Source organism: Rhizobium leguminosarum, assembly GCF_010668065.1.
Lineage (GTDB): Bacteria > Pseudomonadota > Alphaproteobacteria > Rhizobiales > Rhizobiaceae > Rhizobium > Rhizobium leguminosarum_S.
Genome location: NZ_WUEN01000020.1, coordinates 39,928 through 54,209 on the forward strand (window position 1 = coordinate 39,928; position 14,282 = coordinate 54,209).

A 14,282-nucleotide genomic window follows, 5' to 3' on the forward strand; every position below is an offset into this window, starting at 1 on the left:
CGATATCCTCCGTCCCAACACGCAATCAAGGGAATGAAGATCATGGGAATGCTGGTGGACGGCGTCTGGCATGACGCCTGGTACGACACGAAGGAGAGCAAGGGCCATTTCAAGCGGCAGCCCTCGCAGTTCCGCAACTGGGTGACATCGGACGGTGGGGCCGGCCCTTCCGGCAACGGCGGCTTCAAGGCCGAGGCCGGGCGTTACCATCTCTATGTCTCGCTCGCCTGCCCCTGGGCGCACCGAACGCTGATCTTCCGCAAGCTGAAGAAGCTCGAAAAGCTGATCTCGGTTTCCGTCGTCGATCCGCTGATGCTCGAGAACGGCTGGGAGTTCAAGGTCGGCGACGGCGCCACCGGCGACCACCTCTTCGGCGCGTCCGCGCTTTGGCAGGTCTATGTCAAAGCCGATCCGCACTATTCCGGCCGCGTCACCGTTCCCGTGCTCTGGGACAAGAAGACCGGCACGATCGTCAACAACGAATCCGCCGAGATCATCCGCATGTTCAACGGCGCCTTCGACGGGCTGACCGGTTCGACAGCCGATTTCTATCCCGAGGACCTTCGCGCCGACATCGATGCGCTGAACGCCACCGTCTACGACACCGTCAACAACGGCGTCTACAAGGCGGGCTTTGCCACCACCCAGGAAGCCTATGCGGAAAACGTCGGCACGCTGTTCGAAACACTGGACATGCTCGACGAACGCCTCGGCAAGGGTCGCTACCTCTTCGGCAACCGTCAGACCGAGGCCGACTGGCGCCTGTTCACCACGCTGGTGCGCTTCGACGCCGTCTATGTCGGTCATTTCAAGTGCAACATCCGCCGCATCGCCGACTACCGCAACCTGCCTGGCTATCTGCGCGACCTCTACCAGACGGCGGGCGTTGCCGAGACGGTGAACCTCAACCACATCAAGCAGCACTATTACCGCAGCCACAAGACGATCAATCCGACCGGCATCGTTCCCGTCGGCCCGGCGCTCGATCTCGACAGTCCGCACGGCCGTGCCACAGCGCCGCGCGTGTTTTCAGACGCGCAAAGGACGCTGTAGCAGTTTGAATGGCTGCCTGAAGCTCACCAGCGGTGGGCAGGCTCCTGATCGCCGCGAAGCTCGGCGAGACGGCGATGCGTCGCCTTGGTCGTGCCCTCGGGCAGGCTGTCGAGGGAAAAGAAGCCGCTGTCGGAAATCTCCCAGTCCGGCGGCCGCGGCGCCGTCTGCTCGACAGTCGCGCGGTAGAAGACGACATGGTCGCGCCGTGTGGTCGTGGTATTAAAATAGACCTGGAACAGCTGCGGCTTGCCGATGATCGTGAGGTTGCCCTCCTCGCGCAATTCCTTGACGAGCGCTTCCTCGACCGTCTCGTTGCGCTCCAGCCCGCCGCCCGGCATGTGCCAGCCGCCGATATAGCTGTGGCGCACGAGAAAGATGCGCCCGTCTGCATCGAAACAGGCAGCCCGCACGCCCACGGTCATGCTGCGGACGAAACTGAAATAGACATGCAGCAGGCGCAACGCCAGCCTTATGTAAAGGGGCCGGTTCTCTTTATCCACCATCGCTCCGTTTCAGCTGTTCATCGCGCCGGATGTGTTTGATTTGTCAATAAGCTGGTCTATGTCTCGTAGCATGTTCAAGCTCGCGCATATCTCCGACGTCCACCTCGGGCCGTTGCCCAGTCTTTCCATTCAAGAGCTGTTTTCAAAACGCATAACAGGCTTTGTGAACTGGCATCGAAATCGACGCAAGCACCTTTTCGGCAGCACGTTGGATCTGCTGCTCGACGACATCCGCGCCCATCAGGCCGATCACCTGGCCGTCACCGGCGACCTCGTCAATCTGGCGAGCGGCATCGAGATCCGCTCGGCTGCCGCCTGGCTGCGCGCGCTGGGCGATCCCGCAGACACGTCGGTCGTTCCCGGCAATCACGATGCCTATGTGCCCGGCTCCTACGAGAAGTCGATGCGCGCCTGGTACGATTATGTCCGCGGCGATCTCGCTCCGCCGCAATGGCCGGAGAACCGCCATATATTTCCTTATCTGCGCGTTCGCGGCAAAGTCGCGATCGTCGGCTGTTCGACGGCGGTCGCCACCCCTCCCTTCGCCGCCTCTGGCTTTTTCGGCGCGCGACAGGCCCGCGATACCGTCAACATACTGCGTGCGGCTGGCGAAGCTGGCCTCTTCCGCGTCGTCATGATCCATCACCCGCCGATCCGCGGCGCCACGGCCTTCTACAAACGGATGATCGGCATCCGCCGCTTCGCCGCCGTGATTTCGACGGGCGGCGCCGAACTCGTGCTGCACGGCCATACGCACCTCAACACGCTGCATTGGCTGCGCGGCCAGATGCAGCCGGTGCCGGTCGTCGGCATAGCCTCTGCCTCGCAGGGACCGGGCAGCATCAAGCCGCCCGCCGCCTACAACCTCTTCTCCATCGACGGCTCTCCCGGCGCCTGGGAGCTCAGCGGCGAGCGCTTCAGCCTCAACAGGGCCGGCGACGCGGTGATGCCGGAAAGCGCCGATATTTTCGCGCCTTAGCGCTGGTTCCTAGCTCTTTTTGTGCAGCACTTGAATCGATCTGCGAGGACATCAGTCCACCGTCGCAACATTTGCCACAGAGGTTGCTTACCCTCTTGGTATTTTTAGTGGTAAGCGTACAATTCGAGCAACTGCATTGCCTGAGAACGGAGCGTGCCGATGACTTCTTCTTTCCGCCACCTGTCCAGACTTTCGCTCGCCGCCGGCTTTGCCTTCGGCATCGCCACGGCCGCTTTCGCGGCCGGCGACAGCAACGATGATACCAATCCGCCGCCGAAGACCCAGACGACCAAGACCTGCACCGGCGGCAAGGTCTGGGACAAGGCCAAGAAGGAATGTGTCAACCCGAAGAAGAGCAGCTTCAACGACGACGATCTCTATCAGTTCGCCCGCGAGTTTGCCTATGCCGGCCAGTATGACAACGCCATCACCGTGCTCAATCTCGCTCGCAACCAGAACGACCCGCGCGTCCTGAACTATCTCGGCTACGCCAACCGCAAGGCCGGCCGCATGGAGCTCGGCATGTCCTACTACCGCAAGGCGCTGCAGGCGGATGAGAATTATATCCTCGCCCGCTCCTATATGGGCATGGCGCTGGTGGAACAGGGAGACATCCAGGGTGCTCGCGTCCAGCTTGTCGAAATCCGTGATCGCGGCGGCGAAGGCACCTGGGCCTATCGCTCCCTGCTGCAAAGCTTGAACGGCTACAAGACATATTGACGCAAGCTTTGCAGGCGACAATACGAAAATCCCTTGGGAAAGAGGGATGAAGACGACCGGATGCTTGCGAAGTGCAGGAGACTTGTTTCATAAAGCGCATGCATCGACGGCGTCGATAAAGTCGGTTTCGCGCCCGACGGCGAACCCTTCGTCCGCGAAACCATTGTGAATGCTTCTTGGATAGACAATGCGTCAGCCCGCAACGACCATCGATCTCCGGCGTGATCTCGTCGGCCTCCTGCCCCGCCTTCGCCGCTTCGCGATAACGCTCGCGGGTGAGGTTGCCGTGGCCGATGAACTCGTTCAGGCCGTCTGTCAGCGCGCCATCTCCAAAGGTCATCAATGGAGCGGCGAAGGCCGGCTGGAAAGCTGGATCTACACGCTTGCGCGCCAGCAATGGACCGACGACAACCGCAAGCGCAAGCCGAAGGCTTCCGTCCGCGGCAACGTCACCGATATTCGCGAGGCCGCGCGCGAACGCTCGGCCGCGGTCGATCCCGACACCATCCATCACATGATTTCCGATATGCCGGATGGCGTTTCCAGCATGTTCCTGCTGGTCGACGTCGAAGGCCACAGCTACCAGCAGGCGGCCGACATCATGGGCATTCCGGTGGCAAACGTCGTCTCGCAGCTCGCGACCGCGAGGCTGCATTTCGCCGGGCTTGCCGGCACCCACCCGATCCACAGGTTCTGAATTTGCTCGATCTTAGGAAATTGCCGCTCGAAGCCCAGCTCACCGCCCTTCTCGACGGCGAAGTCTCGCCCGAACAGCGGCACGAACTGGAGCAGCGTCTGGCAAGCGACGAGAATGCACGCCGGCTGCATGAGAAGCTGCGCCACGGGGCTGATTTCGGCCGCCGCCGCCTCGACGATATCCTGAAGGAGCCTGTACCGCTCGCCCTCGTCCGCTCGATCAAGAGCACGCAGCCGCCGAAAACGCCGATCGCCCAGCGCGCCACGCGCCCGCAAGTGAAACTGGCGCCGAGCGGCACGCAGGCACTGGCCGCCGCCCTCATCCTCTTTGTCCTCGGTTGTGGTATCGGCTATTTCGTCGGCGCCGCGCCGGATGCCGACGAGATTGCCAGCACGGCTACCACCAATACGGCACCGGCCAATACCAGCGACTGGCTGGGCGACGTCACCGCCTATCAGCGCCTGCTGATCCGCCAGCCCCGTCATCTCGTCGAAGTGCCCGCCTCGCAGGCCGAGGAAATCTCCAGCTGGCTGACGACGGCGATCGGCGTGCCCTTCCGCGTGCCGGATCTGAGCGCCGAAGCCTGGACCTTCCAGGGCGCGCGCGTCATCCTTGGCGACAGCCGCCCTGTCGGACAGCTCGTCTATTCTAATTCCGATGGCGACATCATCTCCATTTGCTTCCGCAAGGACGCGCAGCCGCCGGAGACCGACGACTTCAAGGAAACGATCAAGGACGAGATCGGCCTCGTGACCTGGCACAATGCCGGCACCTCCTATGTGCTTGCCGGCCCCTCCGCCGAAGCAACGCTCGGCCAGCTCGCCATGGAGATCGCCACCGCTATCTGATTGCTGGAGCATGATGCCGAGCGGTATCGCACGACATCGTGCGTCGCCTTCTTTGATTTAAGGCACCAGCACCACCTTGCCGACCGCCCGCCGCCCTTCGATGGCGCGATGCGCTTCCGCCGCTTGATGCAGTGGGAAACGACCACCGTCGATAAGCGTCAGGGCATCCGCCGCGGCAAGCTCGAAGAGTTCGGCAAGATCCTCTCGTACCCCCCGAGGCGTCAGCAGCGGCAACAGCGAAAATCCCTTGATTGACTGATTGTCGTCAAGCATGTGCTCGACATCGGTCGCCTCAAGCCCGAACCGCCCCATCGCCGCCAGCACCAGCTCACCGCAAGGCGCCAGCGCATCCAGTGCCGCCCTTGAAAAGGCGCCGCCGACGGTTTCATAGATGATATCCGCGCCGAGCCCTCCGGTCAGCCTTTTGACGTCCTCCTGCCAGCCAGGCGCCGTGTAATCGACCGCATGATCAGCGCCGAGAGACAGGGAAAGCGCCCTCTTCTCGTCACTGCTCGCCGCCGCGATCACCATCTTCGCCCCGTCACGTCTCGCGAACTGCACCAGCAGCGACCCGACACCGCCCGCTGCCGCACTCACGAGAACATTCTTGCCTTTCGCGGGGCTGCGGCGCAGCAGATGCAACGCCGTCAGCCCCTGCACCATCAGCCCGGCAGCCGCCTCGAAAGAAACCGCATCCGGCAGCTGCACCACCGCCCCGCCGTCGACCGCGACGAATTCGGCATAGCCGCCCGAACCGCGCCCGATCGCAAAGAGAGGAACGGCAACCCGCATGCCAATGAGCGAGCGGTCGGCACCAGGCCCTGCTCGCTCGATCGTACCCGCGACCTCGACACCGGGAAACATCGGCAGGTCGGGCGTTGCGGCGTAACGGTCGGCCCGCATCAACACCTCGAAGAAGTTGACACCCGCCGCATGGACGCGGACGAGAACCTCACCCGGCCCCGGCTCGGGGACCGGCAGTTCTACGACCTCGAGAACATCGGGCGAGCCGAAGCGAGTGAATTGGACGGCTTTCATGACAGATGCACCTCACGTCTGATTGGCGTGGGGCAGGTTTAGCAATAGACTATCAGATAAAAATACACACTCTTTCGTGCCATACCCACCAGGAGGTGACCATGGCTGAGCCGATGAAAAGACTCCCCGAGCTGCCGGTCGAGCGTGCGCTGAAGGTGATCTCAGGACGCTGGAAGCCCATCATCCTCTACTACGTCTTCTCCGGCCCGAAGCGTCTTTCGGAGCTGAAGCGGATGATGCCCGCCATTACCCAGAAAGTGCTGATCCAGCAGCTGCGCGAGATGGAGGAGCACGGGCTGGTCGCCCGCCAGATCTTCGCCGAGGTCCCCGCCCGTGTCGAATACAGCGCGACTGAACTCGGCCTTGGTCTCGAACCGGTGCTACTGGCGCTCTGCCAATGGGGCCAGCGCCACGCAGAGGCGCGAAATGAAGCCGGCGAGGTCGCCGACTGCATCGTCAGGCCGCGCCGCGATACAGCGCCGCGCGTCTTTTCAGACGCGCATAGAGCGCTGTAACACTTTAAATTGCTGCATAATTTTTTCCTTAAATCGATTCCGATTTAAGGAATTATGCAGTAGTGCGGTCGCGGCCTGAGACCTTCCGAAATCAGGCCTTGCCGGCCTTCACGTCGAGCACGCGGTTAGCGGCCGAGACGATCGCTTCCAGCGATGCCGCGACGATGTTGGTATTGATGCCGGCGCCGAAGAGTTTGCCGCCGGGATAGGAGGTCTCGACATAGGAGATCGCCGCCGCGTTCGAGCCATGCTGGAGCGAATGCTCGGAATAGTCCTCGACCGACATCTCGATGCCGAGATAATGCGACAGCGCATTGATGAAGCCGTCGATCGGACCGTTGCCGCGCCCTTCGATGCGCTTGATCTCCCCATTGTCGGTAATCTCGGCTGCGACGATCCGCTGACCCTTGTGCTCAGTGTCAGGATAGGTGTGATGGTCGACGAAGCGCAGGCGCCCTTCCGGCTGTGTCACGTAGCGCTCGATGAAGCGGTCGTAGATGCGCCGGGACGGAAGCTCCTTGCCCTCTACGTCGGTGATGCGCTGGATATCCTCGCGGAATTCCACCTGCAGGTTGCGCGGCAGGTTCAACCCGTAATCCTGCTGCAGGATATAAGCGATGCCGCCCTTGCCGGACTGGGAGTTGATGCGGATGATCGCCTCGTAGGAACGACCGACATCGCGCGGATCGATCGGCAGGTACGGGACCTCCCACACGGGATGGTTGGCGACCTGTGCTGCCTTCATACCCTTGTTGATCGCATCCTGATGCGAGCCGGAGAAGGCCGTATAGACCAGCTCGCCGACGTAAGGATGACGCTCGCCGATCGCCATCTGGTTCGAATATTCGAACACTTCCTTGATGCGCTCGATATTCGAGCAGTCGATCTCGGGATCGACGCCTTGCGTGAACATGTTCAGCGCCATCGTCACCATGTCGACATTGCCGGTACGCTCGCCATTGCCGAACAGCGTGCCTTCGACGCGGTCGGCCCCTGCCAGCAGTGCCAGTTCGGCAGCGGCAATGCCGGTGCCGCGGTCGTTATGCGGATGCAGCGAAACGATCAGGTTCTCGCGATTGTCGAGGTTGCGGCACATCCATTCGATCTGGTCGGCATAGACGTTCGGCGTCGCCATCTCGACGGTGGACGGCAGGTTGATGATCAGCTTGTTGTCGGGCGTCGGCTTGACGACCTCGATGACGGCGTTGCAGATCTCCAGCGCCACATCGAGTTCGGTGCCGGTAAAGCTCTCCGGGGAATATTCGAAACGGTAACCGCCGCCAGCCTTCGTGGCCATATCGGTGATCATCTTGGCGGCATCGACGGCGATCTGCTTGATGCCCTGCACATCCTTGGCGAAGACGACGCGGCGCTGCAACTCACTGGTGGAGTTGTAGAAGTGCACGATCGGCCGGTTTGCGCCTTCCAGTGCTTCGAAGGTGCGGGTGATGAGTTCCGGGCGGCACTGCACCAACACCTGCAGGGAGACGTCGTCGGGCACATTGCCCTCCTCCACGCACCAGCGGGCAAAGTCGAAATCGGTCTGCGAAGCCGAGGGGAAACCGATCTCGATTTCCTTGAAGCCCATCTCGATCAGCAGATGGAACATGCGCGCCTTGCGATCGTGGCCCATCGGATCGACGAGCGCCTGGTTGCCGTCGCGCAGGTCGACCGAGCACCAGACCGGTGCCTTGGTAATGGTCTTTGTCGGCCACGTGCGGTCGGGAATGTTCACCTGCGGATAGGCGCGGTATTTAACCGCGGCGTCGGGCATGCCTTTTGCGGGGCTCATCTCGCTCTTGGAGGCCATCTTATCTCGGGGGGATTGCGTCTTCGCGTCCATCGTATCGTCTCCTCGTCCCGGCATTTGCCCGCTCTTAGCCGATCACGTCGGGCTTGGCGATAAACAAATGCGGACCTTGTCGGTCGTTAGGTCAATTTTGAAAGTGAGTCGCGAGGAGCGATGGCCGGGCGGGCTTTCGGCCGCCGGGCGCTCCTCAAAGGACCCGGCAACCGCGCGTAAGGCCGAGGAGAAGAAGCGAGGTCAGGGCGCGCGTATTGTCACGGAGGGCGATGCGGCCGCGTGCAATCGTGTCAGAAATTCTGGCGCCAGTGGTCTTCATGACCGCGCTTATAACCTCGGCCGGTGACGCTGGCAAGTCCTTGCCCGGCTTTTGGTCGTCTCCAACGGTCGACGAACTGCCCGCCTATTGCCGGCGGAGCCGCTTGAAAGCGCCAGGATCCGGCATTTGGAGAGCAGAACGACCTTCCGTTACCTCGACTGAGCCCGGTCTTTCCAAATCTTCACCAGCTGCGACAGCGCCAGCATCAGCCCACCCGCGATCAAGCCCCAGAAGGCGCCGGAAATACCACCGAAGGAAACGCCGGAGGCGGTCACGAGGAAGGTGATTGCCGCCGCCTCACGTGAGTCCGGCGCCTGGAAGGCCGACATCGCCGAGGACGAGAAGGCGCCGACCAGCGCCAGGCCCGCCACCGCCTCGATCAGGATGGACGGCGCAAGGGCGACGAAGGCCGTCACCGCGCCGGCGAGCAGCCCGAGGATGATATAGCCGACGCCGGCAATCAGTGACGCCCAATAGCGCCGCTTCGGATCGGCATGGGCATCCTGCCCGGCGCACATCGCCGCGGTGATGGCCGCCAGATTGACCGCGTGGCCGCCGAACGGCGCCGAGAGCAGCGAGAAGAAGCCGGTGACGGCAAAGAGCGGACCGGGCTTCGGGTCGTAGTGGTTGACCTTCAGCACCGCGATACCCGGAATGTTCTGCGAAGCCATGGTGACGATGAAGAGCGGCAGCGCGATCGAGATGAGGCCGGCAAGATTGAACACTGGCCGGACGATCTCCGCCGTCGGCACCAGTGATTGCTCCAGCGAGCTGAGCGCACCGTCGGGGATATCGACGCCGAAGGCGAGCACCAGCACGAAGGCCGCGAGTGCTGCCGGCACCGCCCAAAGCCGCTTGAAGGCGCCGACGACGATCCAAGCGACGACGATCGGCAGGCCGAACAGCGGATTGAAGCCGATCGCCTTTGCCGGCGCGAAGCAGAGGCCGATCAGAACGCCGGCGAGCATTGCATTGGCGAGTGGTGCCGGAATGGCGGCAACCGCTCGCCCGAGCGGCTTGAACAGTCCCGCAATGATAATCAGCGCAGCACAGATCAGGAATGCCCCGACCGCCGCATTGAAGCCACCCTCGATCACCCCGGTGCTTGCCAGCAGTGCGGCACCCGGTGTCGACCAGGCGATGCTGATCGGCAATCGGGTCACGGCACTCAGCACGATCGCGCAGACGCCCATGGAAATCGACAATGCCATCAGCCCGGAAGCCGCCTGTGCATCCGTGGCGCCGACCGCCTGCAGCCCGTGCAGCACAACGGCGAAGGAGCTGGCGGAACCGACGAAGGCGGTCAGCAGCCCCATGAACAGGGCTTGGACGGAAAAATCTTTGAGCATGGCGGGACTCGAGCTGCGCGAATGCCGCATGGAGCATGATGGTTGCCGCAGGTGCAAGTCTAGATTCAGTGCTTTCCGTTCAGACGTTGCCGCGAGGAGATCATCTCCGTTCAAACACTAAGGCCTTTCCTGGCCAGATTGCAGCATTCTGACCAGGAAAGGCTCTGGCCGAAAACAAAACGCCCTCACCTGCGATCGGCAGGCAAGGGCGGGTTCTTGGCAGTTTTGGCTGGGAAAACTTAGATATCGGCCTGCGACGTCACGATCCGTGAAACGAGGCCATACTCCTTCGCTTCTTCGGCCGAAAGCCAGTAGTCGCGATCCGTATCCTTGTCGATCTTGTCGAGCGGCTGGCCGGTGGCCGCTGCCATGATCCTGTTCAGGCGCTCGTTCATCTTGATGATCTCGCGCGCCTGGATTTCGATGTCCGATGCCATGCCGCGCGTGCCGCCGGAGGGTTGATGCAGCAGGAAGCGCGTGTTCGGCAGGCACAGGCGCCGCTCCTTCGGAGTGGCGACATAGATCAGTGCGCCAGCGGAGGCGACCCAACCGGTGCCGATCATCCAGACCTTCGGCTTGATGAACTTGATCATGTCATGAATGGAATCGCCGGATTCGACGTGGCCGCCGGGCGAATTGACATAGATGCGGATGTCCTCGTCGCTGGCCGCGGCAAGCGCCACAAGCTGCGAGCAGACCTTCTGCGCCAATTCCTGATTGATCGGTCCGTAGATGAAGATCGAACGCGACTTGAAAAGATTCGCCTCCGTTTCCTTGCCGAGCGGCAGTTCCTTCGTCTTGTCGTCCTGGTCTTCGTCGTTCATTCGAACCTCTTGGAGATGAATTCGGGTTCCTCGCACATAGTGCGACTCAATGCCTAAAACAATGCGGGAAAAACACAAGGCACCGAAGCGATGGAGATATCCTTAAGAAGCCGCGCGCCGTTCTGCAAGCCTTACTGAATTGTAACGGCGAAAGGCTTTGAAAAGCCTAAATCCGTTCCTACCTCAGCCCTCACGCGGCAAACGCCGCATCAGATCATTAGGAGGCAGGACAATGTCACCCGAAGAACGCCAATTGCTGACCGCCCTCTTCGACCGCGTACGCACCGCCGCGGCCACACCGCGCGACCGCGACGCCGAGGCCCTGATCGACCAGGCGACGCGCGAACAGCCCTCCGCCACCTATTATCTGGCCCAGGCCGTCATCGTTCAGGAAAAGGGGCTTGAGGCAGCCGCCAACCACATCAAGGAACTCGAAGAGCGTGTCCGCCAGTTGGAGGCCGGCGAGAGCGAACACCGCCAGGCCGAGCAGGGCGGCGGCTTTCTGAGCTCGATCTTCGGCAACACCCAGGCGCAGCAACCGGCGCCAGTCCCCTCCAATCCTGGCCCCTCCAATCCCGGTCCCTGGGGCCAGCAGTCCCGCGGCTATGACGATTCCCGCGGCTACGAGCGCGATGTCCGCCAGCCCCAGCAGCAGCCGACCGGCCCCTGGAGCCAGCAGGCCTCTGCGCCGTCGGCCGGCGGCAGCTTCCTGCGCGGCGCGCTCGGCACGGCGGCGGGTGTTGCCGGTGGCATGCTGCTTGCCAATTCGCTGAGCGGTATCTTCGGCAACCACATGTCCTCGCTCGGCTTGGGCTCGCCCTTCGGCGCCAATCCCTTCGGCAATGCCAGTGCGCCCACCGAGGAAACCGTCATCAACAACTATTACGGCAATGACGACACCCGCCAGGCCGCTGATACCGCGTCAGACGACAAGGATAACGACAATATCCAGCAGGCCGATTACGACGACGGCGACGACTCGTCCGGCGACGACACGACGGATGTGTGAGATTTAGCGGGTAGAGATGGGCAGCGATTGCCGCACCGTTGCCCGGCCCTTCGCTCTAGGCTCAGGGCGTTCGCCGCTGCAATCGATTCACTGGATCGATTGCTCGGGCTTTGCCCGACCGCGGCTCACCCACGGCCGCGATAGGTCGCAACGCCCTGTTCCGGCAGCCACACGCCTTCCGGCGGCTTGCCCGTCTGCCAGAAGACGTCGATCGGAATGCCGCCGCGCGGATACCAGTAGGCGCCGATCCTGAGCCATCTGGGATCGAGCAGCTCGACGATGCGCTTGGCGATGTAGATCGAGCAATCCTCGTGGAAAGCGCCGTGATTGCGGAAGGAATGCAGGAAGAGCTTCAGCGACTTCGATTCCACCAGCCATTCGCCCGGAATGTAGTCGATGACGATATGGGCGAAATCCGGTTGCCCGGTCATCGGGCAGAGCGAGGTGAATTCCGGCGCGGTGAAGCGCACGACGTAATCGGTGCCGGCATGGTTGGACGGCACTTTCTCAAGCACTGCCTCCTCCGGCGATTGCGCGGTTTCGGTCTGCTGACCCAGCATCGACAAGCTGGAAACATCGGTACTCGGCATTATGCCTCCTTGACGACTTTGACGCGGATGCCGTGAGCCTTTTCGCCCTCCGGCTCCACATGAATTGCGATAGTGGCGCCCTCGTGCACCGCCCTGATGGCATCCTCAAGGCGGTCGCATATATCATGCGCCTGCCGCACCGACATCCCGCCGGGCACCACCATGTGGAAATCGATGAAGGTGACGGTACCCGCCCGCCTCGTTTTCAGGTCATGCACGCCGATCGAACCCTCCGCGTGGGTGGCGATCGCCTGTTTGATCGCTTCCTCCTCCTGCGGTTCGACCGCCTGGTCCATCAGCCCGCCAATCGATTGCGAGATCACCCTCCAGCCCTGATAGAGGATGTTGACGGCAACGAGAATGGCAAGCACCGGGTCGAAGATCGCATATCCCGTTGCCAGCGCCAGCAGCAGGCCAACGAGCACGCCGACGGAGGTCACGACATCGGACATGATATGCTGCCCATCCGCCGTCAGCGCTGCCGAGCGATGTCTGCGTCCAGTCCGGATCAGCAACCGCGCCCAGATCGCATTGATGACACCGGCCGCGAAGTTGATCGCAAGGCCGAGCACGGGTGCATCCAGCATGCGTGGCTCGGCGAGATAACCGACCGCCTCGTTGACGATCAGCAGGGCGGCCACGACGATCAGCACGCCCTCGGTGACGGCAGACAGATATTCCGCCTTGTGATGACCGAAGGGGTGGTCGTGATCGGCCGGCTTCTGCGCATAACGAATGACGAAGAAGGCGATGAAGGCGGCAACGACGTTGACCGACGATTCGAGCCCGTCCGACAGCAGCGCCACCGACCCGGTGACCCACCAGGCCACCATCTTCAGTCCCATGACGCCGAGCGACAGCGGGATGCCCCACATCGCCAAATTCCGGACCGTAAGATCGCCGTTATCACTCATATCGTTCCCCTGCGGTTGCGAATGAATTGCAGAATTCAAGCCGTTGAAACGCAAAACCGCCCACGCGAATGTCGCGCAGGCGGTTCAGTTGATGGTGATATGGGGGAAGACGGCGGATTTGTCAAAGGGCAATGAGGTTCCCCTTCCGCGTGCTCAAGGAACAGGCTCGGAGAGAATAGTCTGCGGCCAGCGCAAGAGTGCCGCCTGCCCTGCAGGCGTCAGGGCGTAGACGCCCTTCTCCTTGCGTTCGAACCATCCGTAGACGTTGTCGAGCAGGATTCGGCCGGCATTGGGCACCTGAGCCTTCATATCCCGCGGCCGCCCGACCCCACGCTCGATTGCGGCGGCGCAGAGCAGCACCTGCTGACGATAGGCGGTCATGATTGGCGCCCGCGTGCTGCCGCCGACTGCGGGATCGCCGTGGCGGCGCTGATGCTCCTTGACGAGGCGCGTCCGCCGCTTGGGATTGGTGCGCGGCATCGGAGAGACGGAACTGACGATGATGCTGACCTCGCCGGCATCGGAGACGCCGAGCATGCCGATGCCGAGCCTGCGGCAGAGATCGCGATAGCGTTTGTCGGTCTCCCGCCCTCGACCCTTGGCGGAGACGCGGGCCGCGATCCAGACCTCATCGCTCATCGCCGCGCGGTCGACCGCCTGGAGAAGCAGTTCGAGGTTGAAGGAGAGCTTGAGTTCGCAGACCACCACGACCGGCGGCTCGGCATCGCTGAGGCCCACGAGATCGCACCCGCCGACCTCACCCTTCACGACATAACCCGCCGCCTCCAGGAAAGCTTTGACCGGCAGGTAAAGCGATGTCTCCATATGAAAACCGCGCCTCAGGCGGCGTTGAGATCGGCAATCTCACCGTATTTTGCAAGCAGCCGCGGCGAGGACATATCCCCGGTTTCCTCATCGACGATCACGGCATAAGCCGCCACGCCGACGAAACGCTCCGACATCGCCGAGGCGATTTTCTCCGCGCTGACGGAGTTCGATGCCTGACGCATTTCGCCGGGCACGAGATTGCCGCGGTTCTTGCGGTAAGGGAGAACGATGAACTTTTCAGCATTGGCCACGGCGACAGGTTCCAATTGATCGTTCCTGAAATGTTCTGATT

At 62.2% G+C, this 14,282-nt stretch carries 16 protein-coding genes; 7 read left to right on the top strand and 9 right to left on the bottom strand.

What is annotated here, in order from left to right; genetic code table 11:
• The first annotated feature begins 42 nt into the window (after positions 1–42).
• Positions 43–1,053, top strand: a complete 1,011-nt coding sequence (locus GR198_RS32565; protein WP_164070320.1) for a glutathione S-transferase family protein — start codon at positions 43–45, stop codon at positions 1,051–1,053.
• A gap of 23 nt (positions 1,054–1,076) precedes the next feature.
• On the opposite strand, the gene GR198_RS32570 is transcribed toward GR198_RS32565, so the two are convergent.
• Positions 1,077–1,556, bottom strand: a complete 480-nt coding sequence (locus GR198_RS32570) for an NUDIX domain-containing protein (RefSeq protein WP_164070321.1) — start codon at positions 1,554–1,556, stop codon at positions 1,077–1,079.
• 70 nt (positions 1,557–1,626) lie between these two features.
• Between GR198_RS32570 and GR198_RS32575 the strand changes: the two genes are divergently transcribed.
• The 4 genes from GR198_RS32575 to GR198_RS32590 all read left to right on the top strand — a co-directional run bounded on the left by GR198_RS32575 (position 1,627) and on the right by GR198_RS32590 (position 4,800).
• Positions 1,627–2,535, top strand: a complete 909-nt coding sequence (locus GR198_RS32575; protein WP_029873265.1) for a metallophosphoesterase family protein — start codon at positions 1,627–1,629, stop codon at positions 2,533–2,535.
• A 159-nt stretch (positions 2,536–2,694) separates the two neighbouring features.
• Positions 2,695–3,255 carry a tetratricopeptide repeat protein gene (locus tag GR198_RS32580; RefSeq protein ID WP_011652984.1) on the top strand — a complete coding sequence of 187 codons (561 nt, stop codon included), beginning with the start codon at positions 2,695–2,697 and terminating at the stop codon, positions 3,253–3,255.
• Between the two features lie 187 nt (positions 3,256–3,442).
• On the top strand, positions 3,443–3,952 hold the full coding sequence (locus GR198_RS32585) for an RNA polymerase sigma factor (RefSeq protein WP_003541801.1): 510 nt from the start codon (positions 3,443–3,445) through the stop codon (positions 3,950–3,952).
• Positions 3,953–3,954: 2 nt separating this feature from the next.
• Complete coding sequence (locus tag GR198_RS32590) at positions 3,955–4,800, top strand: anti-sigma factor family protein (RefSeq protein ID WP_164052758.1); 846 nt, start codon at positions 3,955–3,957, stop codon at positions 4,798–4,800.
• 57 nt (positions 4,801–4,857) lie between these two features.
• Here GR198_RS32590 and GR198_RS32595 read toward each other — a convergent pair whose 3' ends face one another.
• Positions 4,858–5,838: a quinone oxidoreductase family protein gene (locus GR198_RS32595; RefSeq protein ID WP_164052756.1), complete on the bottom strand. Its 981-nt coding sequence runs from the start codon at positions 5,836–5,838 to the stop codon at positions 4,858–4,860.
• Positions 5,839–5,843: 5 nt separating this feature from the next.
• Between GR198_RS32595 and GR198_RS32600 the strand changes: the two genes are divergently transcribed.
• Positions 5,844–6,353, top strand: coding sequence for a winged helix-turn-helix transcriptional regulator (locus GR198_RS32600; RefSeq protein ID WP_204329240.1), 510 nt, complete (start codon positions 5,844–5,846; stop codon positions 6,351–6,353).
• Positions 6,354–6,444: 91 nt separating this feature from the next.
• On the opposite strand, the gene leuA is transcribed toward GR198_RS32600, so the two are convergent.
• The 3 genes from leuA to GR198_RS32615 all read right to left on the bottom strand — a co-directional run bounded on the left by leuA (position 6,445) and on the right by GR198_RS32615 (position 10,649).
• Positions 6,445–8,196 carry a 2-isopropylmalate synthase gene (gene leuA, locus GR198_RS32605; protein WP_027664091.1) on the bottom strand — a complete coding sequence of 584 codons (1,752 nt, stop codon included), beginning with the start codon at positions 8,194–8,196 and terminating at the stop codon, positions 6,445–6,447.
• Between the two features lie 429 nt (positions 8,197–8,625).
• Positions 8,626–9,855: a benzoate/H(+) symporter BenE family transporter gene (locus tag GR198_RS32610; RefSeq protein ID WP_164070322.1), complete on the bottom strand. Its 1,230-nt coding sequence runs from the start codon at positions 9,853–9,855 to the stop codon at positions 8,626–8,628.
• Positions 9,856–10,064: 209 nt separating this feature from the next.
• A complete protein-coding gene (locus GR198_RS32615; protein ID WP_003561390.1) occupies positions 10,065–10,649 on the bottom strand; it encodes an ATP-dependent Clp protease proteolytic subunit in 585 nt (194 codons plus the stop codon).
• Positions 10,650–10,881: 232 nt separating this feature from the next.
• Here GR198_RS32615 and GR198_RS32620 point away from each other — a divergent pair, with 232 nt between their 5' ends.
• A complete protein-coding gene (locus GR198_RS32620; RefSeq protein WP_164070323.1) occupies positions 10,882–11,658 on the top strand; it encodes a DUF2076 domain-containing protein in 777 nt (258 codons plus the stop codon).
• A gap of 125 nt (positions 11,659–11,783) precedes the next feature.
• Here the strand turns inward: GR198_RS32620 and queF are convergent, their stop codons facing one another.
• The 4 genes from queF to GR198_RS32640 form a co-directional block, all read right to left on the bottom strand.
• Positions 11,784–12,248, bottom strand: coding sequence for a preQ(1) synthase (gene queF, locus GR198_RS32625; RefSeq protein ID WP_029873256.1), 465 nt, complete (start codon positions 12,246–12,248; stop codon positions 11,784–11,786).
• The gene (emfA, locus tag GR198_RS32630; protein WP_029873255.1) at positions 12,248–13,162 is read right to left on the bottom strand and encodes a CDF family cation efflux transporter EmfA; all 915 of its coding nucleotides are present in this window, start codon (positions 13,160–13,162) and stop codon (positions 12,248–12,250) included. The genes queF and emfA overlap by 1 nt, the downstream gene beginning before the upstream one ends.
• Positions 13,163–13,315: 153 nt before the next feature.
• Entirely contained in the window at positions 13,316–13,987 is a 672-nt protein-coding gene (locus GR198_RS32635) for a DUF2161 domain-containing phosphodiesterase (protein ID WP_029873254.1), read from the bottom strand.
• A gap of 14 nt (positions 13,988–14,001) precedes the next feature.
• Positions 14,002–14,241: a hypothetical protein gene (locus GR198_RS32640; RefSeq protein WP_017961519.1), complete on the bottom strand. Its 240-nt coding sequence runs from the start codon at positions 14,239–14,241 to the stop codon at positions 14,002–14,004.
• Between the last annotated feature and the right edge of the window lie 41 nt (positions 14,242–14,282).

Excerpts from the sequence above, each read along its gene's own strand:
- GR198_RS32615 (WP_003561390.1), bottom strand. The coding sequence starts at position 10,649 with ATGAACGACGAAGACCAGGACGACAAGACGAAGGAACTGCCGCTCGGC.
- GR198_RS32580 (WP_011652984.1), top strand. The coding sequence starts at position 2,695 with ATGACTTCTTCTTTCCGCCACCTGTCCAGACTTTCGCTCGCCGCCGGC.
- GR198_RS32570 (WP_164070321.1), bottom strand. The coding sequence starts at position 1,556 with ATGGTGGATAAAGAGAACCGGCCCCTTTACATAAGGCTGGCGTTGCGC.
- GR198_RS32600 (WP_204329240.1), top strand. The coding sequence starts at position 5,844 with ATGCACCTCACGTCTGATTGGCGTGGGGCAGGTTTAGCAATAGACTAT.
- emfA (WP_029873255.1), bottom strand. The coding sequence starts at position 13,162 with ATGAGTGATAACGGCGATCTTACGGTCCGGAATTTGGCGATGTGGGGC.
- GR198_RS32610 (WP_164070322.1), bottom strand. The coding sequence starts at position 9,855 with ATGCGGCATTCGCGCAGCTCGAGTCCCGCCATGCTCAAAGATTTTTCC.
- GR198_RS32575 (WP_029873265.1), top strand. The coding sequence starts at position 1,627 with ATGTTCAAGCTCGCGCATATCTCCGACGTCCACCTCGGGCCGTTGCCC.
- leuA (WP_027664091.1), bottom strand. The coding sequence starts at position 8,196 with ATGGACGCGAAGACGCAATCCCCCCGAGATAAGATGGCCTCCAAGAGC.
- GR198_RS32635 (WP_029873254.1), bottom strand. The coding sequence starts at position 13,987 with ATGGAGACATCGCTTTACCTGCCGGTCAAAGCTTTCCTGGAGGCGGCG.
- GR198_RS32585 (WP_003541801.1), top strand. The coding sequence starts at position 3,443 with ATGCGTCAGCCCGCAACGACCATCGATCTCCGGCGTGATCTCGTCGGC.
- GR198_RS32620 (WP_164070323.1), top strand. The coding sequence starts at position 10,882 with ATGTCACCCGAAGAACGCCAATTGCTGACCGCCCTCTTCGACCGCGTA.
- GR198_RS32595 (WP_164052756.1), bottom strand. The coding sequence starts at position 5,838 with ATGAAAGCCGTCCAATTCACTCGCTTCGGCTCGCCCGATGTTCTCGAG.
- queF (WP_029873256.1), bottom strand. The coding sequence starts at position 12,248 with ATGCCGAGTACCGATGTTTCCAGCTTGTCGATGCTGGGTCAGCAGACC.
- GR198_RS32565 (WP_164070320.1), top strand. The coding sequence starts at position 43 with ATGGGAATGCTGGTGGACGGCGTCTGGCATGACGCCTGGTACGACACG.